Source organism: Pseudogulbenkiania sp. MAI-1 (assembly GCF_000527175.1).
Lineage (GTDB): Bacteria > Pseudomonadota > Gammaproteobacteria > Burkholderiales > Chromobacteriaceae > Pseudogulbenkiania.
Genome location: NZ_AZUR01000001.1, coordinates 1,901,046 through 1,924,891, shown reverse-complemented (window position 1 = coordinate 1,924,891; position 23,846 = coordinate 1,901,046). Strand labels below are relative to the sequence as shown.

Sequence of the window (23,846 nt, the reverse complement as noted above, 5' to 3'; positions counted from 1 at the left end):
CCTAACCCGCCCCACAATACACACACGTGCCAGCGAAGGAGCACCCCCAGATGAAAAAGATCGAGGCCATTATCAAACCGTTCAAGCTGGACGAAGTCCGCGAGGCCCTGTCGGAAATCGGCGTCACCGGGTTGACCGTCACCGAAGTCAAGGGTTTCGGACGCCAGAAAGGCCATACCGAGCTCTACCGAGGCGCCGAGTACGTGGTCGACTTCCTGCCCAAGGTCAAGCTCGAGGTCGTGCTCGCCGACGATCTCGTCGACCGCGCCATCGAGGTCGTCATCAATGCCGCCCGCACCGGCAAGATCGGCGACGGCAAGATCTTCGTCACCCCGGTCGAGCAGGTCATCCGCATCCGCACCGGCGAGACCAACGAAGACGCAGTGTAAGCGCAACACGGCGCGGGGCGTTGCCCCGCCCTGTTTTCATTTTCATTCAACGACTTGAACCCGCCGCCGCGCCGCACAAAAAGATTACGGCGGGCTTAAGACCATGGTGGCGTTTCCTTCCCGCCACATCCGCTCTGTTGCTCTGTCGCATCAACACATTTTCCCTTCGCAATCCAGCCACACCTGATAGAATAGCGCGCCTTCCGGGACTCCCTCCCGACCCCTGCCGCCATCCGGCGCAGAGGTTAGCGGCACCGTTATCGCTGACCCGACTTAAACCGACCATATAAAAACAGATGATCACTCGATTGATGCCCTTGTTGTGGGGACTCTTGCTGTGCCTGTTCAGCACCGTCGGCCTGGCTGCCACGCCAGTCAACAAGCTGACCATTCTCACCTATCACGAAATCGCCGATAAGAAAGACGCGCTGGAACCCGCCTTCACCGTCACCCCGACCAATTTCGTGCGCCAGATGGACTGGCTCAAGAACAACGGCTACCACTTCGTCAGCATCGACGACGTACTGGCTGACCGTGCCGGCAAGAAGCCGCTGCCGGAGAAGGCCGTGCTGCTGACTTTCGATGACGGCTATCGCTCGATCTACACCAATGCCTTCCCGATTCTGAAGATGTTCAAGGCGCCGGCGGTGATCGCCCTGATCGGCAGCTGGCTGAATACCGCCGGCGGCACGGTGCTCTTCGAAGGCAAGCCCGTCCCGCGCACCGACATGCTGATGTGGGACGACATCCGCGAGATGACCCGCAACGGCCTGGTGGAAGTGGCCAGCCACACCTACGACATGCACGGCGGCATCCTGGCCAACCCGCAAGGCAACCAGCAGCCGGCGGTCACGGCACGCCGCTACCTGCCCGAGCAAAAACGCTATGAAGACGAAGCCAGCTACCGCCAGCGCATCCTGGCGGACCTGAAGCGGAACACCGAGCTGTTGCGCAAGCAGACCGGCAAGGCCCCGCGCGTCATGGTCTGGCCCTATGGGCGCTACAACAGCACGGCCAGCGAACTCGCCCGTCAACTCGGCATGCCGATCGGCCTGACCCTGGACGACGGCGCCTATAACGACCAGACCCCGCTCAACGCCCTGCCCCGCGTGCTGATCGAAGGCAACATCTCGCTGGACGTCTTCCGCAGGGAGCTGGCCATTCGCGAGGCCGACGCGTCCGACAACGACCGTCCGGCCAAGATCATGCACGTCGACCTGGACTACATCTACGACCCGGACCCGGCCAGCCAGGAACACAACCTGGGCCGCCTGCTCGACCGTATCGTCGCCATGGGGGTGAACACGGTCTACCTGCAGGCCTTTGCCGACCCCGACGGCAACGGTGCGGCCGACGCCGTCTACTTCCCCAACCGCCACCTGCCGATGCGCGCCGACCTGTTCAACCGCGCCGCCTGGCAGATCCGCACCCGTACGCCGGTCAAGCGCCTCTACGCCTGGATGCCGATGCTGGCCTTCGAACTCCCGAAGAGCGAGCCGGCCGCCGGCGACAAGGTCGTGACCCAGCCCAACAAGGCCAATCACGTGGCCATGGGCTACCCGCGCCTGTCGCCGTTCTCGCCACGTGCGCGTCAGGTCATTCGTGACATCTATCAGGACCTGGCCCGCTCGACCCCGTTCGAAGGCCTGCTGTTCCACGACGACGTGACGCTGTCCGACTACGAAGACGCCAGCCCCTGGGCGCTGAAAGCCTACAAGGAATGGGGCCTGCCCGCCTCGCTGGCCGACATCCGCAACAACGACGACCTGCTCGGCCGCTGGACCATCCTCAAGATCAACGAGCTGGACAACTTCGCCATGGAGCTGGCCGCTGTGGTGCGCCAGGAGCAGCCCCGCCTGAAAACGGCGCGCAACCTCTACGCCAGCGTGGCGCTGAACCCGCGCTCCGAAGTGTGGTACGCCCAATCGCTGGACAACTCGCTGGCCAATTACGATTTCACCGCCATCATGGCCATGCCGTACATGGAAAATGCCGCCGACCCGATCGCCTTCCTGCGCGAAATCGCCGACAAGGTGAAAGAGCAGCCGGGCGGCATGAATAAGGTGGTGTTTGAACTGCAAGCCACCGACTGGCGCAACAACCAGCAGATTCCCAGCAAGGAATTGGCGGACACCATCCGAACGCTGTATGGTTGGGGGGTGCGTCATGTCGGTTACTATCCGGACAACCTGCATCGTGATCACCCGGACCCGGCCGTGCTCAAGCCGGTTCTGGATAGCAAGCCGAACGCACCGGATATCCACTAGGCCGACCGATGGTTATCGCATTACTCAAAACACTGTGGCAGGGGCTGCTGGGCTTCGTGTTCTACTACCCGCTGTTCATGTCCTACCTGTGGATGATCGGCGCCGCGCTGTTCTACTGGCGGCACGAACGCAAGGATGGCCCCTACTATCTGCCAAACGCCCTGCCCGATACGCCGCCGGTCAGCATCCTGATCCCCTGTTTCAACGAAGGGGACAACGCGGAAGAGACCATCAGCCACGCGCTGGCGACCGATTACCCCGACTTCGAGGTCATCGCCATCAACGACGGCAGCAAGGACAACACGGCAGAAGTCCTGGACCGGCTGGCTGCCAAATACGACCGCCTGCGCGTGGTGCACCTGGCGCAGAACCAGGGCAAGGCCATGGCACTGCAGGCCGGCAGCCTGCTGGCCAAGAACGAAATCCTGATCTGTATCGACGGCGACGCCCTGCTCGACAAGCACGCCGCCCACTGGATGGTGCGCCATTTCGTGCAGGACCCGGAAGTCGCCGCCGTCACCGGCAACCCGCGTATCCGCAACCGCTCCACCCTGCTGGGACGCGTGCAGGTCGGCGAGTTTTCCTCCATCGTCGGCATGATCAAGCGCGCCCAGCGCAGCTTCGGCCGTCTGTTCACCGTCTCCGGCGTGATCACCGCCTTCCGCAAATCGGCGGTGCACCAGGTCGGCTACTGGAGCGCAGACATGCTGACTGAGGACATCGATATCACCTGGAAACTGCAGCGCGACGGCTGGGACGTGCGCTTCGAGCCCAACGCCCTGGTGTGGATACTGATGCCGGAAACGCTCAAGGGCCTGTGGAAGCAGCGCTTGCGCTGGGCCATGGGCGGCGCGCAGGTGCTGCTCAAGAACCTCGACGTGATCCGCCACCCGAGCCAGAACCACCTGTGGCCGCTGATGCTGGAGCTGTGCCTGAGCCTGTTCTGGTCTTACGTGATGCTGCTGCTGGTGATCATCTGGCTGGGCGGCCTGCTGCTGCCGGCAGGCTGGCTGCCCGTCGTCGGCTCGCCGCTGATCCCGCAGTGGAGCGGCGTGATTCTCGGCGCCACCTGTCTGTTGCAATTTGCCGTCAGTAAGTGGCTCGACAGCCACTACGACAAGGGGCTGGGACGCAATTACTACTGGATGATCTGGTATCCTTTAGTGTTTTGGGTCATCAACATCGGCTCAACCATTGTCGCCTTCCCCAAGGTGCTGTTGCGTGGTGAAGGCAAGCGTGCCCGCTGGGTCAGCCCAGACCGGGGAATTCGCGCCTGATCGCGATAGAGGAATTCCATGCCTGACAACCTGATCATCAACGCACGTCACCACCTGCCCTGGCATCAGCGCCTGCTGTCCAACGCCAGCACGGCGGCAGCCTGGGCCGGCTGGCTGTACCTGTGGCGCCCTATCGTCAACGGTGCCAACTGGCTCACCAGCTGGGGAGCGAGCTACCACCAGCTGCTGGCCAAGACCCTGGCCACCGGGACGTCGGGTTCGCTGGAGAATTCTGTGGTCGCCCTGCTTGGCACTTCCGGCACCCTGCTGCTGTGGTCGCGGCTGCCGGCCCGCAAGCCGACCACCACCCCGCACCATCAGGAAACGCTGGCGAGCTACGCCCGCCATTTCGGCATGGACGAGCAGCAGATCCTGGCCGGCCGTGCCGCCTCGGTGTGCGTGGTGCACCACGACGCCCACGGCAAGATCATCGGCATCGAACCGCGAGCCTGATCGGCTGGCCGCAAAACAGAACGGGTCGCCTTGGCGACCCGTTTTCGTTTTTACCTCAAGACTGGCCGAAGCCGGCTTACTTCCAGAACTTCCACCACGGCATCTCTTCCGTCCGCCAACCCTTCACCAGGTACGGGCTCTTCGGATAGTTGAGTTCCAGCACGCGGCGCGCGTCGTCGCGCAGCTGCGGCATGCCGAGCTTGTCGTAGGCTGCCACCGTCAGCGCCAGCGCCTCTTCCAGATAGCCGGTGTTGGCGTATTCCTTCACCACGTTCTGCGCCCGACTGGCCGCGGCGAGGTAGGCACCGCGCTTCATGTAATAGCGCGCCACGTGCATTTCGTGCCCGCCCAGCGCGCCAACCAGCTTTTGCATCTTCTGGGTGGCGTCAGCCGAGTACTGGCTGTCGGGGAAGCGGGAGGTGAGTTCGCGGAACGCCAGGAAAGCCTCGCGGGTGGCGCGCGGGTCACGCTCGCTCATGTCCTGGCCGGCCCACTTGGCCAGCAGGCCGGAGTCGTCGTTGTAGTACACCAGGCCCTTGAGGTAGAACATGTAGTCGAGGTTGGGGTGGGTCGGGTGCAGCTTGATGAAGCGATCGGCGGCGGCAATGGCCAGTTCCGGCTCATTATCCTTGTAATGGGTGTAAGCCAGGTCCATTTGCGCTTGCTGGGCATAGCGTCCATACGGGAAACGTGCCTCAAGCGTTTCGTAGAGTTTGACAGCACGGGTATAATTACCACTGTTCAACTCGTCCCTTGCCTCGGCGTAGAGCTTTTCAACGGTCCAACTGCGCGTTTCATCATACGGCTCATTGGAAGCACAACCGGCGAGGCTAAGCGCCACCAACATTGCTGCAACGTATCTTTTCATGACCGATCCTTACTTTGATTCCGAGGATTATAGCGATATCTCCGACAACGAGGTATCCGCGACGCAACAGTTCGAGGTCCCGCTTTCCCTGGCGGGAGAACGGCTCGACGCGGCGCTCGCCAAGCTCCTCCCGGATTACTCCCGTAGCCGCCTGACCCAGTGGGTCAAGGACGGCCACGTCCTGCTGGACGGCAAACCCGCCGTCCCCAAAACCAAGCTCCTGGGTGGCGAGCGTATCGACGTCGCCATCCAGCAGACCGAAGAACAGCTCGCCTACCACCCGGAGGCGATGGATCTGCCCATCATCTACGAAGACGAGCACATCCTCGTCATCGACAAGCCCGCCGGCATGGTGGTCCATCCCGCCGCCGGCAACTGGACCGGCACCCTGCTCAACGGCCTGCTCTACCACTACCCTGCCCTGACCCACGTGCCGCGAGCCGGCATCGTGCACCGGCTGGACAAGGAGACCAGCGGCCTGATGGTGGTGGCCAAGACCATCCCGGCGCAGACCGAGCTGGTGCGCCAGATGCAGGCGCGCAGCGTCAAGCGCATCTACCGCGCCATCGCCGACGGCGTGGTGCCGTTCGACGGCAAGATCGAGACCCTGATCGGACGCGATCCGCACAACCGCATGCGCATGGCCGTGGTCAAGTTCGGCGGCAAGCAGGCCATCACCCACGTGCGCGTGCTGGCCACCTTCGCCAGCCACTCCTATATCGAGTGCCGCCTGGAAACCGGTCGCACCCACCAGATCCGCGTGCACATGCGCGAGGCGCGCCATCCGCTGGCCGGCGACCCACTGTACGGCAACCCGCGCCACTCGATGCCCGAAGAGGTCGAGGAAGCCGTCAAGGCGCTGGGGCGCCAGGCGCTGCATGCCTTCAGCCTGACGCTGACCCACCCCGCCACCGGCCAGGAAATGAGCTGGAAGGCCCGCCTGCCGGACGACATGAAACACCTGCTGGCGGTGCTGGGCGGCGAAGGCAGTCCGCTGGAGTCGGAAAACCCGGACTACGTCGAGGACGATGACGAGGATTGGGACGACGAGGACTACGACGTCGAGGTGCACTATGTACGCGACTGACAACCCCGACTGGCTGACGGCCGACTGGCCGGCCCCGACCAAGGTCAGGACGCTGATCACCACGCGCAAGGGCGGCGTCAGCGAGCCCCCTTACGACAGCTTCAACCTCGGCACCCACGTCGGCGACCTGCCGGAGCATGTCTCGCTGAACCGCGAGACGCTGCGCCGCTACGTGCCGGAAGAACCGGCCTGGCTCAGCCAGGTGCACGGCACCCGCGTGGTGGACGCCGCCGAGGTATCGGAAACCCCGCCCGAGGCCGACGCCAGCTTCAGCCGCACGCCGGATGCGGTGTGCGTGATCATGACCGCCGACTGCCTGCCGGTGCTGCTCGCCAACCGCGACGGCAGCGTGGTCGGCGCCGCCCATGCCGGCTGGCGCGGGCTGTGCGACGGCGTGATCGAGGCCGCCGTGGCCGCGATGAACGAGCCCGCGGCCAATCTCATGGCCTGGCTCGGCCCGGCCATCGGCCCGGACGCTTTCGAAGTCGGCGCCGAGGTACGCGCCGCCTTCATGGCGCACGACCCGGCGGCAGCGCAGGCCTTCACCGACATCGGCGAGGGCAAGTACCTGGCCGACATCTACGCGCTGGCGCGGCAACGGCTGACGGCGCTCGGCATCACCGAGGTCTACGGCGGCGACTTCTGCACCGTGATCGACCGCGAGCGCTTTTTCTCCTACCGACGTGACCGCACCACCGGGCGCATGGCCAGCCTGATCTGGATCGAACCCTGAAATCAGGGTTTCCCGCCTCTCGAAACCGCCCGCGTGGCGGTTTTTTTGATGCCAGGAACGTAGCATCGCCGCCACACGCCATGCCTACAACATCTGGTGTTGTTTTGTTGCCAGCAATCCGTTCCTTGTAATCCGGGGCTTGTAGCCTGTCGCACCGCAATAGCACCCAAAGCACCGAAAACGGGAAGTAGCCCGCAAAGCCAATAACCACGCGGATTTCCGTTTTCCAGCCCGATGTCAAGACTTGTTCTGCCGCTCACTCACCACTAGAATTTGGGCCTGTTTCGCAGTACAACAATACATATAGTGTTTGCCCACAGCTAACACACAGCTTTTCAACAGACTTGTCCACAGCCGCGTTCATGCTGCTGACAACCCACCACCCAAAGCAAGAGGGCCTCATGCAACTGACCACCTTTGAAGGGCAAACTGCCGCCGAGCTCGGCCGATCCGCCGCACCGCAAGCCGACTTCAGTCAGTACAAGACCATCCGCCGCAACGGCGCCGTCGTACCGTTCGAACCGGTCAAGATCTCCATCGCCATGACCAAGGCCTTCCTGGCGATCATGGGGCACCAGGGCGCCACCTCCGCCAGCATCCGCGACAAGGTGGCCCAGCTGACCGAAATGGTGGTGAGCGCGCTGATGCGCCGTAAGCCCGAAGGTGGCGCCATTCACATCGAAGACATCCAGGACCAGGTCGAACTGTCGCTGATGCGTGCCGGCGAGCACGACGTGGCCCGCTCCTACGTGCTGTACCGCGAAGAACGCTCGCGCGAGCGCGCCGCCCGTGGCGAAGCGCTGATCCAGATTACCATCAACGTGGTGCGCAAGAACGGCGCCAAGCTGCCGCTCGACATCGCCAAGCTGCGCGCCACCATCGAATCGGCCTGCGTGGGCCTTGCCGAAACCGACGTCGACGCCATCCTCACAGAAACGCTGAAGAACATCTACGACGGCGTCAGCGAAGAAGAAGTCAACAAGTCCGCCATCCTGGCCGCGCGCGCCATGATCGAGCAAGACCCAGCCTACGACTACGTCACCGCCCGCCTGCTGCTCAACAACATCCGCCTGGAAATCCTCGGCGAAGCCGTGAGCCAGGAAGAAATGGGCCAGTGCTACGCCGACTACTTCCCGCAGGCCATCAAGAAGGGCATCGCCGCCGAGCTGCTGGACGAGCGCCTGGGCGAGTTCGACCTGAAAAAGCTGGGCGCCGCGCTCGACGCCAAGCGCGACCTGCAATTCGGCTACCTCGGCCTGCAGACCCTGTACGACCGCTACTTCCTGCACGTGGACGGCACCCGCATCGAGATGCCGCAGGCGTTCTACATGCGCGTCGCCATGGGCCTGGCGCTCAACGAAGTGGACCGTGAAGCGCGCGCCATCGAGTTCTACAACGTGCTGTCGAGCTTCGACTTCATGTCGTCCACCCCGACGCTGTTCAACTCCGGCACCCGCCGCAGCCAGCTCTCCAGCTGCTACCTGACCACCATCGCCGATGACCTCGACGGCATCTACGAAGGCATCAAGGAAAACGCACTGCTCTCCAAGTTCGCCGGTGGCCTGGGCAACGACTGGACCCCGGTGCGCGCCATGGGCTCGCACATCAAGGGCACCAACGGCAAGTCGCAAGGCGTGGTGCCGTTCCTGAAGGTGGTCAACGACACCGCCGTGGCGGTCAACCAGGGCGGCAAGCGCAAGGGCGCGGTGTGCGCCTACCTGGAAACCTGGCACCTCGACATCGAGGAATTCCTCGAGCTGCGCAAGAACACCGGTGACGACCGCCGCCGCACCCACGACATGAACACCGCCAACTGGATTCCGGACCTGTTCATGAAGCGCGTGATGGACGGTGCCGAATGGACGCTGTTCTCGCCGTCCGAGTGCCCGGACCTGCACGACCTGGTCGGCTCCGCCTTCGAGAAGCGCTACCAGCAATACGAAGCCATGGCCGCCCGTGGCGAGATCAAGGTGTTCAAGCGCATCCCGGCCCTGAGCCTGTGGCGCAAGATGCTGACCATGCTGTTCGAAACCGGCCACCCGTGGATCACCTTCAAGGACCCGTGCAACATCCGCAGCCCGCAAGGCCACATGGGCGTGGTTCACAGCTCCAACCTGTGCACCGAGATCACGCTGAACACCAACGACGACGAAATCGCCGTGTGCAACCTGGGCTCGGTCAACCTGGCCGCGCACATGCAGGCCGACGGCACGCTCGACGCCGCCAAGCTGCAGCGCACCATCCGCATCGCCATGCGCATGCTGGACAACGTCATCGACATCAACTTCTACCCGGTGAAGAAGGCGCGCAACTCCAACCTGAAGCACCGTCCGGTCGGCATGGGTATCATGGGCTTCCAGGACTGCCTGCACATGAAGCGCATCCCGTACGCCTCGCAAGAAGCCGTGGAGTTTGCCGACGAGTCGATGGAACTGGTGGCCTACTACGCCTACTCCGCCTCGAACGAACTGGCGCAGGAACGCGGCCGCTACCCGTCGTACAAGGGCAGCCTGTGGGATCGCGGCGTGCTGCCGCACGACAGCATCAACCTGCTGGCGGCCGAGCGCGGCGGCTACCTCGACGTGGACCGCACCGAGCGCCTGGACTGGAACAAGCTGCGCGAGCGCATCAAGGAACACGGCATGCGCAACTCGAACTGCCTGGCCATCGCCCCGACCGCGACCATCGCCAACATCATCGGCGTGTCCGCCTCGATCGAGCCGACCTACCAGAACCTGTTCGTGAAATCCAACCTGTCGGGCGAATTCACCGTCACCAACGAACACCTGGTGCGCGACCTGAAGAAGCTCGGCCTGTGGGACGAAGTGATGGTCTCCGACCTGAAATACTTCGACGGCAGCCTGGGCCGCATCGACCGCATCCCGGCCGAGCTGAAGGCGATCTACGCCACAGCCTTCGAGATCGACCCGAAATGGCTGGTGGACGCCGCCAGCCGTCGCCAGAAGTGGATCGACCAAGCACAGTCGCTGAACCTGTACATGGCCGGCGCCTCGGGCAAGAAGCTGGACGAGCTGTACAAGTACGCCTGGGTACGTGGCCTGAAAACCACCTACTACCTGCGCACCCTGGCCGCCACCAGCGCCGAGAAATCGACCGGCCGCGGCGGCGAGCTGAACGCGGTATCGGCCACCACCCCGGCCGTGGCTGCCGCGCCGGAAGTGGACAACACCCCGGCCACCGACGCCAAGTTCTGCTCGATTGACAACCCGGATTGCGAAGCTTGCCAATAAGGCAAGCGCAGCAAGCCGAGGTTGATGCGAAGCAACAACCCGGATGCGATTCGCCGCCTTGTGCGGTGAATCGCCAAGCCCGCAGGGCGTGTGAAGCTTGCCAATAAGGCGATGACGTAGGGTGGGTTAGCCTGGAACAGGCGTAACCCACCGAAATTAGTCATAGAAGGATGGGTGGAGCGTAGCGAAACCCATCAATAACTCGACCTACAAGCCTCATCCCCAAGCCGGTTCCTCCGAGCCGGCTTCAGGATGAGCCGAACCCGGCCCCAGCCCGGCCAGTCAAACCCCCATGCGACATCACGTCGCCGAGGAGATTGCCATGCGCCGTTTACTGCTGCTGAGTACCATCGCCCTGCTCGCCGGCTGCACCACCATGGCCGACCAGCTTCACGGCTCGTTGAAGCCGCCGCCGACCCAGGGCTATGCGATCTTTTCGATGACCGTGCGCACCTTCAGCCCGGACAGCGCCTCAGCCAGCCTCAACTGGCGCGGCGTCGACAACGGGCGGCACGGCACGGTGACGGTCAGCTTCAACACCGACAGCGTATTCGGCGAAGAAGGCATGAGCCCGGTGGAAGGCAAGCTGCAGCTCGTGGCGCTACCGCCCGGCCGCTACCAGTTGGCCGATGCCTACGGCCACTGGGGCGACGGCTACAGCTGGTGGCCCTATCGCCGCATCGCCCACTTCGTGCTGAACAAGCCGTTCGAAGTGCGCGCCGGCGAAGCGGTTTACCTCGGCGAGGTTCGGTTCAACCTCGACAACCTGCCGGATGTCGACCTGCTCGACGCCAGGCGCCGCGACTTCGGCCACATGCGCCGGGTATGGAAGGTGAATGATCTGTCGTCGATCGCCATCCGCCCGCTCACCGGCCGGGTCGGTGGCGGCTACTGAAACAGAACGACCCGAGGCCGTAGGATGGGTGAAGCGCAGCGCAACCCATCACACAACTCGATAACGATGGGTTACGGCACTGACTGAGCGAGGCAAGCGTAGCGTCGCGAAGGAATGATGCCTCCACCCATCCTACACAAGCCGACTCCACCGAGCCGGCTTCGGAATGGCATTTGAACATCCGTCTTCGGCCGGCCCGCACAGCTTGGATGAAGACCCGAGAAACACTTTAGAAAGAAAAACCAGGAGTTAGCGCATGCTGAGCTTTGAAGACCCGATCGCCCCCGTTGCCCCGGCCCACAACTCGATGGACGCCCACGGCACCGGCCGCGTCAATGTGGTGGACAAGAAGGTGATCAACGGCACCACCGACGTGAACCAGCTGGTTCCGTTCAAGCACAAGTGGGCCTGGGAAAAATACCTGGCTCAATGCGCCAACCACTGGATGCCGCAAGAAGTGAACATGCAGCGCGACATCGAACAGTGGAAGACCGGCCAACTCACCGAAGACGAAATGCGCATCGTCAAGCGCAACCTCGGCTTCTTCGTCACCGCCGACAGCCTCGCCGCCAACAACATCGTGCTCGGCACCTACCGCCAGATCACCAGCCCGGAATGCCGCCAGTTCCTGCTGCGCCAGGCCTTCGACGAAGCCATCCACACCCACGCCTACCAATACATCGTCGAATCGCTCGGCCTGGACGAAGGCGAAGTGTTCAACGCCTACCACGAGGTCAAATCCATCCGTGACAAGGACGAATTCCTGATCCCGTTCATCGACGTGCTGTGCAACCCGGAATTCAAGACCGGCACCCTCGAAAACGACCAGAAGCTGCTCAAGTCCCTGATCGTGTTCGCCTGCATCATGGAAGGCCTGTTCTTCTACGTCGGCTTCGTGCAGATCCTCGCGCTGGGCCGCCAGAACAAGATGACCGGCGCCGCCGAACAGTACCAGTACATCCTGCGCGACGAGTCCATGCACTGCAACTTCGGCATCGACCTGATCAACACCATCAAGCTGGAACAGCCGGAAATCTGGACAGAGCCGTTCAAGGCCGAAGTCACCGAACTGTTCAAGCACGCGGTGGAACTGGAATACGCCTACGCCGAAGACACCATGCCGCGCGGCGTGCTCGGCCTCAACGCCGCCATGTTCAAGGAATACCTGCGCTTCATCGCCAACCGCCGCATGCAGCAGATCGGCCTGGAGCCGATGTTCCCCGGTGTGACCAACCCGTTCCCGTGGATGTCTGAGATGATCGATCTGAAGAAGGAGAAGAACTTCTTCGAGACGCGGGTGACCGAGTACCAGACTGGCGGGGCGCTGAGCTGGGATTGATTTGGTGTCAGAAATCGGAAAGCTTGAAATTTTGTAGCCAAAGTTTGAAATTTCCGATAGCCAAAGCATGAAATTTTGCTTGGCAGCATGAGAAAGGCCCTGCGATGCAGGGCCTTTCTCATGGCGTGATGGACTAACTAGCCTTGTTATAAGTTATCGCGGTTTCTGCGAGGGCCCACTTCTTGGCGATTCTGTTGAAAAACTAATTCGGATCACCGTAGCAGGCTGATTTGACCGAATTCTTGCCTATTTTTTGATCTAAACATCAAGTTTTTGCTCATTTTTTGGCGAAGATGGCCAAATTTTGTATGGTTTGCTTTGTTCTGCTGAAGCTGCAGGAATTTTTCAACACAATCCGGCCTAAGCGGACATTGGCCTGTTGTATTGAACTGACCACAATCAACTGATTAGCTGCCAGCTGCGGAGTAGCTACTACTTTCTGGGTAACTCAGGGGCGTTCGGCAGCTTTTAGCCAATCTGTTATGCCATTGACTCCAAGCGAAAGTAGTGTGTCTTGTAGGCCTTCTGATGCTCGAAATAGGCCGGATCGCCGGCTTGGACGGGGATCCGGGCAAAAAATGAAGTGACGCGCCCCCAAAAAGCAACAGGTCGTTCGGGAAGTTGCGCCAAATGTGGTCGCGGCAATCATGCTGCGGCTGGGTTCACTGAAAATTCGGGTTATTAGCGGTGCCCTAAAGTGCAATAAACTCGGAGTCATAACTAGAATGGCCCCACCAATTGGGTTTACGTCGCAGCCTCTGAGAGCAAAGCATGCACTGTCAGCACAGCTAGCATAGACATGACGCCGGAAGCGAAGAGAAAAAAACCGCTCGGACCAAGGGAAGCGATGGCGAGTGAACTCAATGTCGGACCAAAACTGCCGCCGATCGAAAAGAGCAACAGTAGGCCGGCGCTGGCCGTGACCCGCTGCTCCGGTGCGATCAGGTCGTTGACGTGCGAGATCACCACGCCGTACAGGGTGAACGCCAGCCCGACGTACAGTAGCACCATCGGCACCAGCCACCCTTCCCCACCCTGCACGAGGGCCAGACTGGTGGCGGCCGACAGCAGCGCCACACTCAGGATCACCCTGCGCCGGTCCACGCTGTCCGACAGCCGGGCAATCGGCCACTGCAGCAGCAGCGCCGCCAGCATTGACGCGCTCATGAAGTAGGACACGCCCTGCACGTTGAAACCGGCGCTTTTCATGAACACCGGCCCCATCGCATAGAATGAGCTGTTGACCATACCCGCGGCCAGACAGCCCCACACGCCGAGCGGCGCCGAGCGATACACCTTGCCAACCCAGGCAATCCGAGCAGCCAGATCCGGTTTTTCACACGTGCGCGACAGTGGTGGCGCATGCTGGCCGAGCACCGTAATCGGCAACAGCGACAGCGCATACAAACCAGCCGCCAGGCTGAACAACTCAAAGCCGTACGGGTTGGCTAGACCGACCAGCAGTTGCCCCAGCCCGGCGAACAGATAAGCCGTGATCAGGTAGCACGCGAACACCCGGCCACGCAGCGAGTTGTCGGCCGAAGCGTTCAGCCAGCTTTCCAATACGGTGAACACCCCCATCAGGCAGAAGCCGCCCGCCAGCCGCAAGACAGCCCAGACCAACGGGTTTTTGCTTACGGCAAAGCCGAGCGCGGTGCAGCTTGCCAGTGCGGCGAACGCGGCGAACGCGCGGTGATGGCCGATGCGGCCGATCAAGGAGCCTACGCCAAACGCGCCGAGCATGAAGCCGCCGTAATAGGCCGACTGCACCAACCCGGCCTGTAATGGCGAAAAGTGCGCATGTACCAACTGCAGCGACACCAAGGTGCCGAACAGGCTGTTGCCACACATCAGCAATGCGAAACTGGCCAGAAAGATGGCGATGCTCGAGAGGGGGATAGTCATCGTGGTGTCGGGCGCAAGAACGGTTACGGCCAGCGCCACGGATAACGGCGTCGGCCCGGATGGTTCACATCAGAAGGAGTGTTTCAGGCCCACCAGAAGACGGTTGCCATAGCCGGCAGTGGCCACGTTGCTGGCGTTGCCATCGGTCACGCGCCCGTGCAGGAACTCGGCGTAGGCCTTGGTTTGCTTGCTCAGGGCCGTAGTTGCTGTACAGGATCGAGGTGCCGCCCTTGGCGCTCTGGACGGCGTCGCCGCCGAGCGGCTTGAAGTAGGTGTTACCCACGTCGTTGGTCACTTGCACGCCAGCGCGCATGTAGCCGGAAATGGTGACGTCAACGTCGTCGGCAAAGGCCGACACGCTGATTGTCCCCATTACCGCCAGCACGATTATTTTTTTCACTCCCCTATTCTCCTTGGTGTTATGAGGCCTTCCACCAGCTCGGGAGGCTGACGGTCGGCGTAAGTCCGCGGCAAGGGTGAGCCCCTGCCGCCTGCGCCAAAACCACGGCGCACGCTCCGCCTGGCCCGGCTGCAAGCAGGCGGGGGCCAAGTCAAAAGAGGGGATGCGGGATGGTGGCCCGGAACCGCACAGCCCCGGGCATGACGGTTAGGCGGGCTCGGCCATGCAGCTACGCTTCTCCACGAATTTCTTCACGTAGCCGTCGGCCGGCCGGTTGAGAATGTCGGCCGGACTCCCCACCTGCACCAACTGCCCGTCGCGCAGGATGGCGATACGGTTTCCGATGCGCAGCGCTTCGTCCAGATCGTGGGTAATGAACACGATGGTTTTCTTGAGGCAGGCCTGCAGTTCCAGCAGCTGGTCCTGCATCTCGTTGCGGATCAGCGGATCGAGCGCGGAGAATGCTTCGTCCATCAGCAGGATGTCGGTATCGGCCGCCAGCGCGCGCGCCAGGCCCACGCGCTGGCGCATGCCGCCGGACAGCTCGTCCGGATACTTGCTCTCGTAGCCGGCGAGGCCCACCTTGGCCAGCCAGTTGCGTGCCGTGTCTTGCGCCTCGGCCCGCTTCACGCCGCGCGTGGTCAGCGCATACGCGGCGTTGTCCAGCACGGTGGCGTGCGGCAGCAGGCCGAAACCCTGAAACACCATGCTGATCTTGTGGCGGCGCAGCTCACGCAGCGCTTTTTCGTCGTATTTGAGGATATCCTCGCCATCGATCAGGATCTCGCCGGCGGTAGGTTCGATCAGCCGATTGAAATGGCGCACCAGCGTGGATTTGCCGGAACCGGACAACCCCATAATCACGAAAATTTCACCTTCGGAGATCGACAGGCTGACGTTGACCAGCCCGACGTTGGCCGAGGTCTGCTTCAGCACCTCGGCTTTACTCAGCCCTTGCTGCAGCAGCGGCATCACCTTGTCGGCCTGGTTGCCGAACACTTTGTAGATGTTTTTGACTTCAATCTTGCTCATAGCGGCTTACCTCGTAGCGGCTTTGCTGCGGCGACGCATGGCTTTCATGCGGCCGTCCTGGCCATAGGCCTGGCTGATGCGGTCGATCACGATGGCCAGGATCACGATGGCGATGCCGGCCTGCATCCCCTTGCCCATGTCCATGTTGTTGATGCCGGCCAGTACGTCTTCACCAAGCCCGCGCGAACCGATCATCGAGGCGATCACAACCATCGCCAGCGCCATCATCACCGACTGGTTGATGCCGGCCATGATGCTGGGGCGGGCCAGCGGCAACTGCACGCCGAATAGCAACTGCCAGTAGGTGGTGCCGAACGAGCAGGCCGCCTCCTGCACTTCCCCGTCTACCTGACGGATGCCGAGATCGGTCAGGCGCACCAGCGGCGGCAAGGCATAGATCACCGTAGCGAAAATAGCCGGCACCTTACCCAGACCAAACAACATCAGCACCGGAATCAGATAGACGAAGGTGGGCAGCGTTTGCATCACGTCCAGCACCGGTGCCAGCGCCAGGCGCAGGCCCTTGCTACGCGACATCCAGATGCCAAGTGGCACGCCGAGCAGCACGGTGAGCAGCGTGGACACCATCATCAGCGCCAGCGTCTGCATCAGCTTGTCCCACAAGCCAAGGCAGCCGATCAGGTACAACGCCACCACCAGCAGCGCGCTGATGCCGAGGCGACGCGTGGCGTGGTAGCTGAGCCCCGCCACCCCGGCCAATACCAGGGCCGGTGGCAGCGCGATCAGGCCCCGTTCCAGCGGCACCAGCAAGTAGCTGAGCAACAGCTCGGTGATGTGATGGAACGAGTCGCCGTAGTCCTGCACGAGCCAGGTCACGAATTGGTTGATCGTGTCGGCGAAAGAAAAACTGAAAAATATGTCAGCCATGAGCCTTCTCACTTTCGGCGCAATGCGGGCTGAGCGCACCCAGCCCGCATTGCTGGATCACACCACTCAGAGCCCTTTTTGCACCTTGGCGGCGACGTCGGCGCTCACCCAGCTTTTCCAGAGGTCCGGGTGCTGCTTGAGGAACTCCTTGGCCACCACCTCCGGGCTGGCCTTGCGTTCCTGCATTTGCGCGATGGTGCGGTTGAGCAGTTCCGGCGGCAGCTTCATCTTCTCGATGAACGAGATCACCGCCGGCTCGGCCTGATGGAACGCGCTGGAAACGCCGACCTGCAGCTTGGTGGCGGGGGTGGCTGATGGGCACGGCGTTTCGCCCTTGTTCGCCTGCAGCGTCTGCCAGCACTGCGCGTTGTAGGCCGGCTCCTTGAGCTGGATGAACTTGTAGCGGCCCATCAATGTGGCTGGCGCCCAGTAATAGAACAGCACCGGCTTGCCGCGGGTGTAGGCCGACGAGATGGCGGCGTCCATGGCCGAGCCGGTGCCGGCGCGGAAGTTGGTGTAGCTGTCGGAAAGTTTGTAGGCCTTGAGCTTCTGGGTATTGATGCGTTCGCAGTCCCAGCCGGTTGGGCAGTTGAGGAAGCGGCCCTTACCCGGGTCTTCCTCGTCCTTGAACAGGTCCTTGTACTTGGGCAGGTCGGACACCGAATGCAGGCCGGGCGCCAGCGGCTTGATGCCACGCTTGGCGTCGCCCTTGATTACATAGTCCGGCACGAAGAAGCCCTCGTAGGCGCCGCCTTGCAGCAGGTCGCCCACCAGCTTGATCTTGCCGGCCTCCACGCCCTTCTTGATGGTGTCGGTGCGGTTCCACTGCTCGGTCCACAGCTGCAGATCGCCCGCCACCAACGCGGTTTCGGTGGCGGCGGTGCTGCCGGTGACCACTTCGGTCTGGCAGCCGAAGCCTTTTTGTACCACCTGGCGAATCACCTCGGTGTAGAACTGGCCGGATTCCCAAGTGATGCCGGCAAACTTCACCGGCTTGCCGGCACCGCACCAGTTGCCGGCCAGCGCCGGAGTGGCCGAAGCCGCGAACAGGGCAAAGCAAGCAAGTGATTTAACGGTAAGACGTTGCATAGTTTTCTCCTCTAGCTCTGTGCGATTTGCTTTGTTTTACTGGCTCAGGCCGACAGGCCGCCAAAGCACAGATATTTGATTTCCTGGTATTCCTCGATGCCGTAGCGCGAACCTTCACGACCGAGGCCGGACTGCTTGATGCCGCCGAACGGTCCTACTTCGTTCGAGATCAGGCCGGTGTTGATGCCGACCATGCCGCTTTCCAATTGCTCCGCCACCTGCCAGATGCGTGCCATGTCGTGGCTGTAAAAATAGGCAGCGAGCCCAAACTCGGTGTCGTTGGCCTGGGCGATCACTTCTTCCGTGCTCTCGAAGCGGAACAGCGGCGCCAGCGGGCCGAAGGTTTCGTCCTTGGCGAACAGCATGTCCGGCTTGGCGTCGGCCAGTACGGTCGGCTCGAAGAAGCTTCCGCCGAGTTTGTGGCGCTTGCCGCCCGTGAGCAGGCGCGCTCCATTGGCCAGTGCGTCGGCGATGTGCGCCTCGACCTTCTCCACCGCCTTCATGTCAATCAGCGGCCCTTGCCCCACGCCGGGCTCTAGTCCGTTGCCGACCTTGAGCGCCTCGACCGCGCGCACCAGCTTCTCGGCGAACGCGTCATACACCGAGGCGTGCACGTACAGCCGGTTGGCGCATACGCAGGTCTGGCCGGAGTTGCGGAACTTGGAGGCTATGGCGCCCTCCACCGCCGCGTCCAGGTCGGCATCCTCGAACACGATGAACGGCGCGTTGCCGCCCAGTTCCAGCGACAGCTTCTTGATGGTGTCGGCCGACTGCGCCATCAGCTTGCGGCCCACTTCAGTGGAACCGGTGAAGCTGAGCTTGCGCACCACCGGGCTCGCGGTCATCACGCCGCCGATCACACTGGCCGAGCCAGTGAGCACGCTGAACAGGCCGCCCGGCACGCCGGCGCGCTCAGCCAGCACCGCCAGCGCCAGCGCCGACAGCGGTGTCTGGCTAGCCGGTTTGAGCACCATCGCGCAGCCGGCAGCCAGAGCCGGCGCCACCTTGCGCGTGATCATGGCGGCCGGGAAGTTCCACGGCGTGATCGCGGCGGTAACGCCAATCGGCTCCTTCAGCACCACGATGCGCTTGTCGTTTTGCGGACTCGGCATCACATCGCCATAGCTGCGCTTGGCCTCATCGGCGAACCAGTCGATAAAGCTGGCGGCGTAGGCGATCTCGCCGCGTGATTCAGTCAATGATTTGCCCTGCTCCAGCGTCATCAGCACCGCCAGGTCTTCCTGGTTGGCCATGACCAGCTCGAACCAGCGCCGCAGCACAGCCGCACGCGCCCTGCCCGGCTGCTGGCGCCAAGCGCGCTGCGCCACCTCGGCGGCAGCGATGGCGCGCTCGGTTTCGGCGGCACCCATGGCTGGCACAGTGCCAATCAGCTCGCCGGTGGCCGGGTTGGCTACTGGCAGGGTTTCGCCGTTATCGGCACCTACCCAAGCCCCGTCGATGTACGCCTGCTGGCGCAACAGTTGTGGGTCTTTCAAAGGGGGCATGACGGCTCCTCAGCGTGGCGTGCGCGGAATGCGACACTCGTTGTGGTGGTCGTTGATCACGTCGCACGGGGTGTAGTGGCGGTCGATTTCGAATTGCTCATCGGCACTCAATTTCAACTCGAGCGAAGCCATGGCCTGGTCGAGATGGCCGACGCTATCCGCCCCCACCAGCATCGAGGTGACGCCGGGGCGGTTCAGTACCCACGACTGCGCCACTTGTGCCGGATGCACGCCACGCTCAGCGGCCACGCGCTCCACCGCCTTGCCGATGGCGTAGGAGACGTCATCGTTGTAAAACTCCTGGGTGAAGTTGTCGGTCTTGTTGCGCAGTGAATCGGCCGCGCCGGACAGCAGGCCGCGCGCCAGCGGGCTGAACGGCGTCACCGCGATGCGCTGGTCGATGCAGTACGGGATCATCTCGCGCTCTTCCTCGCGGTAGGCGGCGTTGAGTTGGCACTGCATCGAGACGAAGCGGGTCCAGCCGTTCAGATCTGCCGCGTGCTGCATCTTGGCGAACTGCCAGGCATACATGGTGGAGGCGCCGATATAGCGCGCCTTGCCGCTTTTGACGATGTCGTGCAGTGCTTCCATCGTCTCTTCGATCGGGGTGTCCGGGTCGAAGCCGTGCACGATATAGAGGTCTAGGTAATCGGTGCCGATGCGCTGGAGCGAGGCGTCGATCGCGTCCATCAGGTGCTTGCGCGACAGACCGGCATCGTTCGGGCCGGGGCCCATCGCATAGAACGCCTTGCTCGCCAGCACCAGCTGCTCGCGGCTGACCTTGGACAGCAGGGCACGCCCCACCACCTCCTCGCCAACGCCGAGCGAGTAGAAGTCGGCCATATCGAAGAAGTTGATGCCGAGGTCGAGCGCCCGGTGCAGCACGGGGCGGCTTTCCGGCTCGTCCAGCACCCACGGGCGCCACTGTGACGTGCCGAACGACATGGTGCCCATGCACAGGCGCGACACCTTGAGACCGCTGTTGCCGAGATTCACGTATTGCATATTGGGTTCCTTACTGGGCCGAGTAGAACGGGTTGCTCGGGGCGCGGCTGGCCGAAGCGGCGGTGTCGAGGTCCGGCAGGTTGTTCATGGCGCGCGCGATGGCTTCCTTGGTGGCGCGGTAGTTGTTAGCGAACACTTCTTCGGCGTCATTGGCGCTCCAGTTCACCCACACCGCGGCCACCACCGCCCAGTCGTTTTCTGCTTCCTGCGGCAGTACGCCTTCCAGCAGGCTCTCCTGCACCCCCTTGGCCACGCCGGCCTGCGCTGGGCCCCAGGTCATGTTTTCGTGTGTTTCGCCGCGCAGATCGGCCTTGGCCACAAACAGGGTGGCCGGCTTCACCGGCACGTTCGGCTGCAGGCAAGTCATGAATGGGATGTAGCCCATGCGCGGCGCGGCCAGGCTATTGGCCAGTGCCTGGCCAACCGGGCCGCTGCGCGGGCCGACCAGCATGTTGATATGGGCAGCATTGGGGCCGCTACCGACAAACGATTCTCCGATGTGCATCATGGTTCTCCGCAAAAGCAGGGTTGCTTTCAAAAAGTTGTATTGCATGGGCCGGCGCTGGTTTCGGAGTGCACGCGCCCCTGAGAACGGTGTCTCATCAGGATTGCTGCTTTGGAAGGCCCGCGCCGGAGGGTTAGGAAAACTTAGCGGTGTAGTGTTGCCATCCGAGCATGCTCAGGCTCAAGGCCCGCGCCACGGTAAGGCAAACGATCGCGACAAAGCGTGGGGGCAAAGGGGCCGCGGCAAGTGCCGGCCAGCGGCGGGGTATAGGCGAGTCGCTTCATGTCTCTTCTCCTAAGCTGTTCTTTCGGCAGGCTTATTGCCGGCCGCTTGTTGTTGTGGGCTCAGAATAAGGGCTGGTGCTGAAGCAAGACAATGCGGTCAATTTGAGTAATTGAACGCATGCCATTTCTGGAAATTGATCATTACAATCAGCCTCACCACCATCACTGTCGCAACATGCACGCTATGGATCTCGTTCAACAGATCAGAAGCTGGGTTCCCGATCTTGCACACAGCACTCTGCCGCGCTACCAGGTGATTGCGCAGGCCATCGCTGAGGCCATCAACGGGGGGCAAATCGTCACCGGCGAGAAGCTGCCGCCGCACCGCACCCTGGCCAGTGCGCTTAATGTCACCGTCGGCACCATCAGCCGCGCCTATAGCCAGCTCGAGCAGGAAGGCAAGGTGATCCCGCGCATCGGTGATGGCACCTATGTGCAGGCGCGTTTTCTGCCTCAATCGATGCCGGCGACAGAAAGCGTGCAGCGCAATACCGATAGCGATCTGATCGATCTTGGCCAGAACGTGATCCTCGCTCTCGGCCAGGAAGCCGCGCTGGCCAAGACCCTGCAGGACATCAGCCAGGACGACATCGCACGCCAGCGCGTGCTCGACTACCAGCCGGAAAGCGGTCACTCCCTGCACCGCGCGCTGGCCGGGCGCTGGCTGACGCAGTTTCACCTGAGCGGCGAGGCGGACCGAGTTGCGATCACCAATGGGGCGCAGCACGCGCTCGCTTGCCTGTGCCGCATCCTCACCTCGCCCGGCGATACCATCCTGTGCGAAGCGCTCAGCTACCCCGGCATTGTGGCGCTGGCGCACCAGATGCGCCTACAGCTGATCAGCGTCGAGATCGACAGCGAAGGCATCGTCCCCGAAGCGCTGGAGCAGGCCTGCAAATCGTTCCACTCGCGCCTGCTGTTTTGCGTGCCCACCCTACACAACCCCACCACCGCCACCATGAGAGAGACCCGGCGCCGCCAGATCTGTGATATCGCTAGGCGCCACCACCTCAACATCATCGAAGACGCAGTGCCGGCGCCGCTGCTGCGCGAACAGCCATCGTCCCTGGCCTCGCTGCTGCCAGAGCAGGTGTTTTTCGTCACCGGTTTTTCCAAGTCGGTAGCGGCCGGCCTGCGCGTGGGCTTCATACAGGCGCCACAGGCCTGGTCCGGCAAGCTGGCGGCGGTGTTGCGGGCCAACTGCTGGATGGCCACCCCGCTGGCGGCCGAAGTGGTCTGCCGCTGGATCGAAGATGGCACCATGCATGCGCTGCTGGATCAGCAGCGCCAGGCAGTCGCCGAGCGGCAGCAATTGGTGGAGCGGATTTTCGAAGGCCTAAGCTACGCTACGCACCCGGAAGGCAACCACATCTGGCTCAACCTGCCGGCGCCGTGGCGCACCAGTGAATTCACCACCATGCTGCGCAAGAAAGGCGTGGTGGTGAAACCGTCAGACGCGTTCGCGGTAGGCCGCACCCCCGCGCCGCACGCGGTACGCATCTGCTTGAGCGGAGAGCCGCAATTGGACAAGCTGGCGCATGGGCTGAGAACTATCGCCCTGACTCTCAAGGAGGGACCAGGGGCGTATTGGATGGCAACGGCTTGATGTTAGGAAACCATGAGCAAAGTGACGGACGAACTGCTGCGGCCGACCTTAAACGGACTTTGCGGTTGCCTGAAAGCAGCATTCACGACTGGGTGCAACGGCCAAGAAGAACTGAGGAGTTTGGTAGTTAGAGCAACCATGGACCGAGATGAACTATGCTGAGTACGTCGAATTACTTCCTGCTCCCGTTGTAGGGTGAGCACTTCAGCGTCGATGGCACACTGATCGACGCCTGGGCGTCACACAAAAGCTTTGTGCGCAAGGACGATGACAGCCCGCCGCCGGGCGATGGCAGCCGCAATCCCAATGTCGACTTCCACGGCGACAAGCGCAGCAACAAAACCCACCAGTCGCGCACCGACCCCGAAGCCAAATTGATGCGCAAGAGTTCCGGCGATGTCAGTCGGCTGTGCCACATGGCGCACATCCTGATGGAGAACCGCAACGGTCTGATCGTGGACGTTGCCGTCTCCGAAGCCAACTGCACCGCCGAACGCCAGGAAGCCCTCCGAATGCTTGCGCGCAACGCCAAGCGCGGCAGCACTGTCGGTGCTGACAAGGGCTACGACACGCGCGACTTCGTGCGCGGCTGCCGCAAACTGGGTATCACGCCGCATGTGGCGAGCAAGAAAAGTGGCAGCGCCATCGATAGTCGGACCACGCGCCATCCGGGCTACCAGGTCAGCCAGCGCGTTCGCAAACGGATCGAGGAAGGCTTTGGCTGGCTGAAAACCGTGGCTGGCTTGCGCAAGACCAAGCTGATTGGACGCGCCAAGCTGGCTGGGCAGACGCTGTTGGCGTTTACCACCTACAACCTGATCCGTATGGGCAGTCTGTCCGGTGCCTGGGGTAGATCGCATGTATAGGGCGAATTGCGCCCAGAACCGCCGGAAATCCGGCGTGAAACACAGCAATCCCGGCAAATAGCCGCCAAATCGGGCTTCTGGCCGTTCGATTCGACCCACTTTGTTCAAAACGAAGCGGGTTGGGGAAGAAATAAGCGACTATTTCAACGGTCTGTTAAAGCCGAGGGCATGTACGACAAGATTGTGGCCACACACAGCAAGT

The 23,846-nt window shown here is 62.4% G+C and carries 19 protein-coding genes and 1 pseudogene; 11 read left to right on the top strand and 9 right to left on the bottom strand.

The window, feature by feature from the left end; genetic code table 11:
- Nucleotides 1–50: 50 nt before the first annotated feature.
- The 4 genes from PSEMAI1_RS0108975 (at nucleotide 51) to pgaD (ending at nucleotide 4,386) form a co-directional block, all read left to right on the top strand.
- Nucleotides 51–389, top strand: a complete 339-nt coding sequence (locus PSEMAI1_RS0108975; RefSeq protein ID WP_024302551.1) for a P-II family nitrogen regulator — start codon at nucleotides 51–53, stop codon at nucleotides 387–389.
- 296 nt (nucleotides 390–685) lie between these two features.
- Complete coding sequence (gene pgaB, locus PSEMAI1_RS0108970) at nucleotides 686–2,656, top strand: poly-beta-1,6-N-acetyl-D-glucosamine N-deacetylase PgaB (protein WP_024302550.1); 1,971 nt, start codon at nucleotides 686–688, stop codon at nucleotides 2,654–2,656.
- 8 nt (nucleotides 2,657–2,664) lie between these two features.
- Entirely contained in the window at nucleotides 2,665–3,933 is a 1,269-nt protein-coding gene (gene pgaC / locus PSEMAI1_RS0108965; RefSeq protein WP_029770582.1) for a poly-beta-1,6-N-acetyl-D-glucosamine synthase, read from the top strand.
- 18 nt (nucleotides 3,934–3,951) lie between these two features.
- Nucleotides 3,952–4,386, top strand: coding sequence for a poly-beta-1,6-N-acetyl-D-glucosamine biosynthesis protein PgaD (gene pgaD / locus PSEMAI1_RS0108960; protein WP_024302548.1), 435 nt, complete (start codon nucleotides 3,952–3,954; stop codon nucleotides 4,384–4,386).
- Between the two features lie 76 nt (nucleotides 4,387–4,462).
- Here pgaD and PSEMAI1_RS0108955 read toward each other — a convergent pair whose 3' ends face one another.
- Nucleotides 4,463–5,254 (bottom strand): outer membrane protein assembly factor BamD, encoded by a 792-nt coding sequence (locus PSEMAI1_RS0108955; protein ID WP_024302547.1) that lies wholly within the window; start codon nucleotides 5,252–5,254, stop codon nucleotides 4,463–4,465.
- Between PSEMAI1_RS0108955 and rluD the strand changes: the two genes are divergently transcribed.
- From rluD to PSEMAI1_RS0108930, 5 genes are all read left to right on the top strand, one after another.
- A complete protein-coding gene (gene rluD / locus PSEMAI1_RS0108950; RefSeq protein WP_024302546.1) occupies nucleotides 5,253–6,341 on the top strand; it encodes a 23S rRNA pseudouridine(1911/1915/1917) synthase RluD in 1,089 nt (362 codons plus the stop codon). The two genes, PSEMAI1_RS0108955 and rluD, sit on opposite strands and share 2 nt — an antisense overlap.
- Nucleotides 6,328–7,074 (top strand): peptidoglycan editing factor PgeF, encoded by a 747-nt coding sequence (pgeF, locus tag PSEMAI1_RS0108945; protein WP_024302545.1) that lies wholly within the window; start codon nucleotides 6,328–6,330, stop codon nucleotides 7,072–7,074. The genes rluD and pgeF overlap by 14 nt, the downstream gene beginning before the upstream one ends.
- 401 nt (nucleotides 7,075–7,475) lie before the next feature.
- Nucleotides 7,476–10,325: a ribonucleoside-diphosphate reductase subunit alpha gene (locus PSEMAI1_RS0108940; RefSeq protein ID WP_024302544.1), complete on the top strand. Its 2,850-nt coding sequence runs from the start codon at nucleotides 7,476–7,478 to the stop codon at nucleotides 10,323–10,325.
- 322 nt (nucleotides 10,326–10,647) lie between these two features.
- Nucleotides 10,648–11,220, top strand: coding sequence for a hypothetical protein (locus PSEMAI1_RS0108935; protein ID WP_024302543.1), 573 nt, complete (start codon nucleotides 10,648–10,650; stop codon nucleotides 11,218–11,220).
- Between the two features lie 307 nt (nucleotides 11,221–11,527).
- Nucleotides 11,528–12,559 carry a ribonucleotide-diphosphate reductase subunit beta gene (locus PSEMAI1_RS0108930; protein ID WP_232219971.1) on the top strand — a complete coding sequence of 344 codons (1,032 nt, stop codon included), beginning with the start codon at nucleotides 11,528–11,530 and terminating at the stop codon, nucleotides 12,557–12,559.
- A 744-nt stretch (nucleotides 12,560–13,303) separates the two neighbouring features.
- Here the strand turns inward: PSEMAI1_RS0108930 and PSEMAI1_RS0108925 are convergent.
- The 8 genes from PSEMAI1_RS0108925 to fae all read right to left on the bottom strand — a co-directional run bounded on the left by PSEMAI1_RS0108925 (nucleotide 13,304) and on the right by fae (nucleotide 20,891).
- A complete protein-coding gene (locus PSEMAI1_RS0108925) occupies nucleotides 13,304–14,464 on the bottom strand; it encodes an MFS transporter (RefSeq protein WP_024302541.1) in 1,161 nt (386 codons plus the stop codon).
- 64 nt (nucleotides 14,465–14,528) lie between these two features.
- Complete coding sequence (locus tag PSEMAI1_RS0108920; protein ID WP_024302540.1) at nucleotides 14,529–14,864, bottom strand: hypothetical protein; 336 nt, start codon at nucleotides 14,862–14,864, stop codon at nucleotides 14,529–14,531.
- A 207-nt stretch (nucleotides 14,865–15,071) separates the two neighbouring features.
- Complete coding sequence (locus PSEMAI1_RS0108915) at nucleotides 15,072–15,896, bottom strand: glycine betaine/L-proline ABC transporter ATP-binding protein (protein WP_024302539.1); 825 nt, start codon at nucleotides 15,894–15,896, stop codon at nucleotides 15,072–15,074.
- Between the two features lie 6 nt (nucleotides 15,897–15,902).
- The gene (locus PSEMAI1_RS0108910; protein ID WP_024302538.1) at nucleotides 15,903–16,784 is read right to left on the bottom strand and encodes a proline/glycine betaine ABC transporter permease; all 882 of its coding nucleotides are present in this window, start codon (nucleotides 16,782–16,784) and stop codon (nucleotides 15,903–15,905) included.
- A gap of 66 nt (nucleotides 16,785–16,850) precedes the next feature.
- Complete coding sequence (locus tag PSEMAI1_RS0108905) at nucleotides 16,851–17,873, bottom strand: ABC transporter substrate-binding protein (protein WP_024302537.1); 1,023 nt, start codon at nucleotides 17,871–17,873, stop codon at nucleotides 16,851–16,853.
- Between the two features lie 44 nt (nucleotides 17,874–17,917).
- Nucleotides 17,918–19,378, bottom strand: coding sequence for an NAD-dependent succinate-semialdehyde dehydrogenase (locus tag PSEMAI1_RS0108900; RefSeq protein WP_024302536.1), 1,461 nt, complete (start codon nucleotides 19,376–19,378; stop codon nucleotides 17,918–17,920).
- Nucleotides 19,379–19,387: 9 nt separating this feature from the next.
- On the bottom strand, nucleotides 19,388–20,383 hold the full coding sequence (locus PSEMAI1_RS0108895; protein WP_024302535.1) for an aldo/keto reductase: 996 nt from the start codon (nucleotides 20,381–20,383) through the stop codon (nucleotides 19,388–19,390).
- A gap of 10 nt (nucleotides 20,384–20,393) precedes the next feature.
- Nucleotides 20,394–20,891 (bottom strand): formaldehyde-activating enzyme, encoded by a 498-nt coding sequence (gene fae, locus PSEMAI1_RS0108890; protein ID WP_029770579.1) that lies wholly within the window; start codon nucleotides 20,889–20,891, stop codon nucleotides 20,394–20,396.
- A gap of 465 nt (nucleotides 20,892–21,356) precedes the next feature.
- Between fae and PSEMAI1_RS0108885 the strand changes: the two genes are divergently transcribed.
- Both PSEMAI1_RS0108885 and PSEMAI1_RS0108880 read left to right on the top strand, forming a co-directional pair.
- A complete protein-coding gene (locus tag PSEMAI1_RS0108885) occupies nucleotides 21,357–22,778 on the top strand; it encodes a PLP-dependent aminotransferase family protein (RefSeq protein WP_024302533.1) in 1,422 nt (473 codons plus the stop codon).
- Between the two features lie 197 nt (nucleotides 22,779–22,975).
- Nucleotides 22,976–23,644, top strand: a pseudogene (locus tag PSEMAI1_RS0108880) (IS5 family transposase); the annotation flags it as partial.
- Nucleotides 23,645–23,846: the final 202 nt, after the last annotated feature.

Excerpts from the sequence above, each read along its gene's own strand:
- PSEMAI1_RS0108975 (WP_024302551.1), top strand. The coding sequence starts at position 51 with ATGAAAAAGATCGAGGCCATTATCAAACCGTTCAAGCTGGACGAAGTC.
- pgaB (WP_024302550.1), top strand. The coding sequence starts at position 686 with ATGATCACTCGATTGATGCCCTTGTTGTGGGGACTCTTGCTGTGCCTG.
- pgaC (WP_029770582.1), top strand. The coding sequence starts at position 2,665 with ATGGTTATCGCATTACTCAAAACACTGTGGCAGGGGCTGCTGGGCTTC.
- pgaD (WP_024302548.1), top strand. The coding sequence starts at position 3,952 with ATGCCTGACAACCTGATCATCAACGCACGTCACCACCTGCCCTGGCAT.
- rluD (WP_024302546.1), top strand. The coding sequence starts at position 5,253 with ATGACCGATCCTTACTTTGATTCCGAGGATTATAGCGATATCTCCGAC.
- PSEMAI1_RS0108955 (WP_024302547.1), bottom strand. The coding sequence starts at position 5,254 with ATGAAAAGATACGTTGCAGCAATGTTGGTGGCGCTTAGCCTCGCCGGT.
- pgeF (WP_024302545.1), top strand. The coding sequence starts at position 6,328 with ATGTACGCGACTGACAACCCCGACTGGCTGACGGCCGACTGGCCGGCC.
- PSEMAI1_RS0108940 (WP_024302544.1), top strand. The coding sequence starts at position 7,476 with ATGCAACTGACCACCTTTGAAGGGCAAACTGCCGCCGAGCTCGGCCGA.
- PSEMAI1_RS0108935 (WP_024302543.1), top strand. The coding sequence starts at position 10,648 with ATGCGCCGTTTACTGCTGCTGAGTACCATCGCCCTGCTCGCCGGCTGC.
- PSEMAI1_RS0108930 (WP_232219971.1), top strand. The coding sequence starts at position 11,528 with ATGGACGCCCACGGCACCGGCCGCGTCAATGTGGTGGACAAGAAGGTG.
- PSEMAI1_RS0108925 (WP_024302541.1), bottom strand. The coding sequence starts at position 14,464 with ATGACTATCCCCCTCTCGAGCATCGCCATCTTTCTGGCCAGTTTCGCA.
- PSEMAI1_RS0108915 (WP_024302539.1), bottom strand. The coding sequence starts at position 15,896 with ATGAGCAAGATTGAAGTCAAAAACATCTACAAAGTGTTCGGCAACCAG.
- PSEMAI1_RS0108910 (WP_024302538.1), bottom strand. The coding sequence starts at position 16,784 with ATGGCTGACATATTTTTCAGTTTTTCTTTCGCCGACACGATCAACCAA.
- PSEMAI1_RS0108905 (WP_024302537.1), bottom strand. The coding sequence starts at position 17,873 with ATGCAACGTCTTACCGTTAAATCACTTGCTTGCTTTGCCCTGTTCGCG.
- PSEMAI1_RS0108900 (WP_024302536.1), bottom strand. The coding sequence starts at position 19,378 with ATGCCCCCTTTGAAAGACCCACAACTGTTGCGCCAGCAGGCGTACATC.
- PSEMAI1_RS0108895 (WP_024302535.1), bottom strand. The coding sequence starts at position 20,383 with ATGCAATACGTGAATCTCGGCAACAGCGGTCTCAAGGTGTCGCGCCTG.
- fae (WP_029770579.1), bottom strand. The coding sequence starts at position 20,891 with ATGATGCACATCGGAGAATCGTTTGTCGGTAGCGGCCCCAATGCTGCC.
- PSEMAI1_RS0108885 (WP_024302533.1), top strand. The coding sequence starts at position 21,357 with ATGGATCTCGTTCAACAGATCAGAAGCTGGGTTCCCGATCTTGCACAC.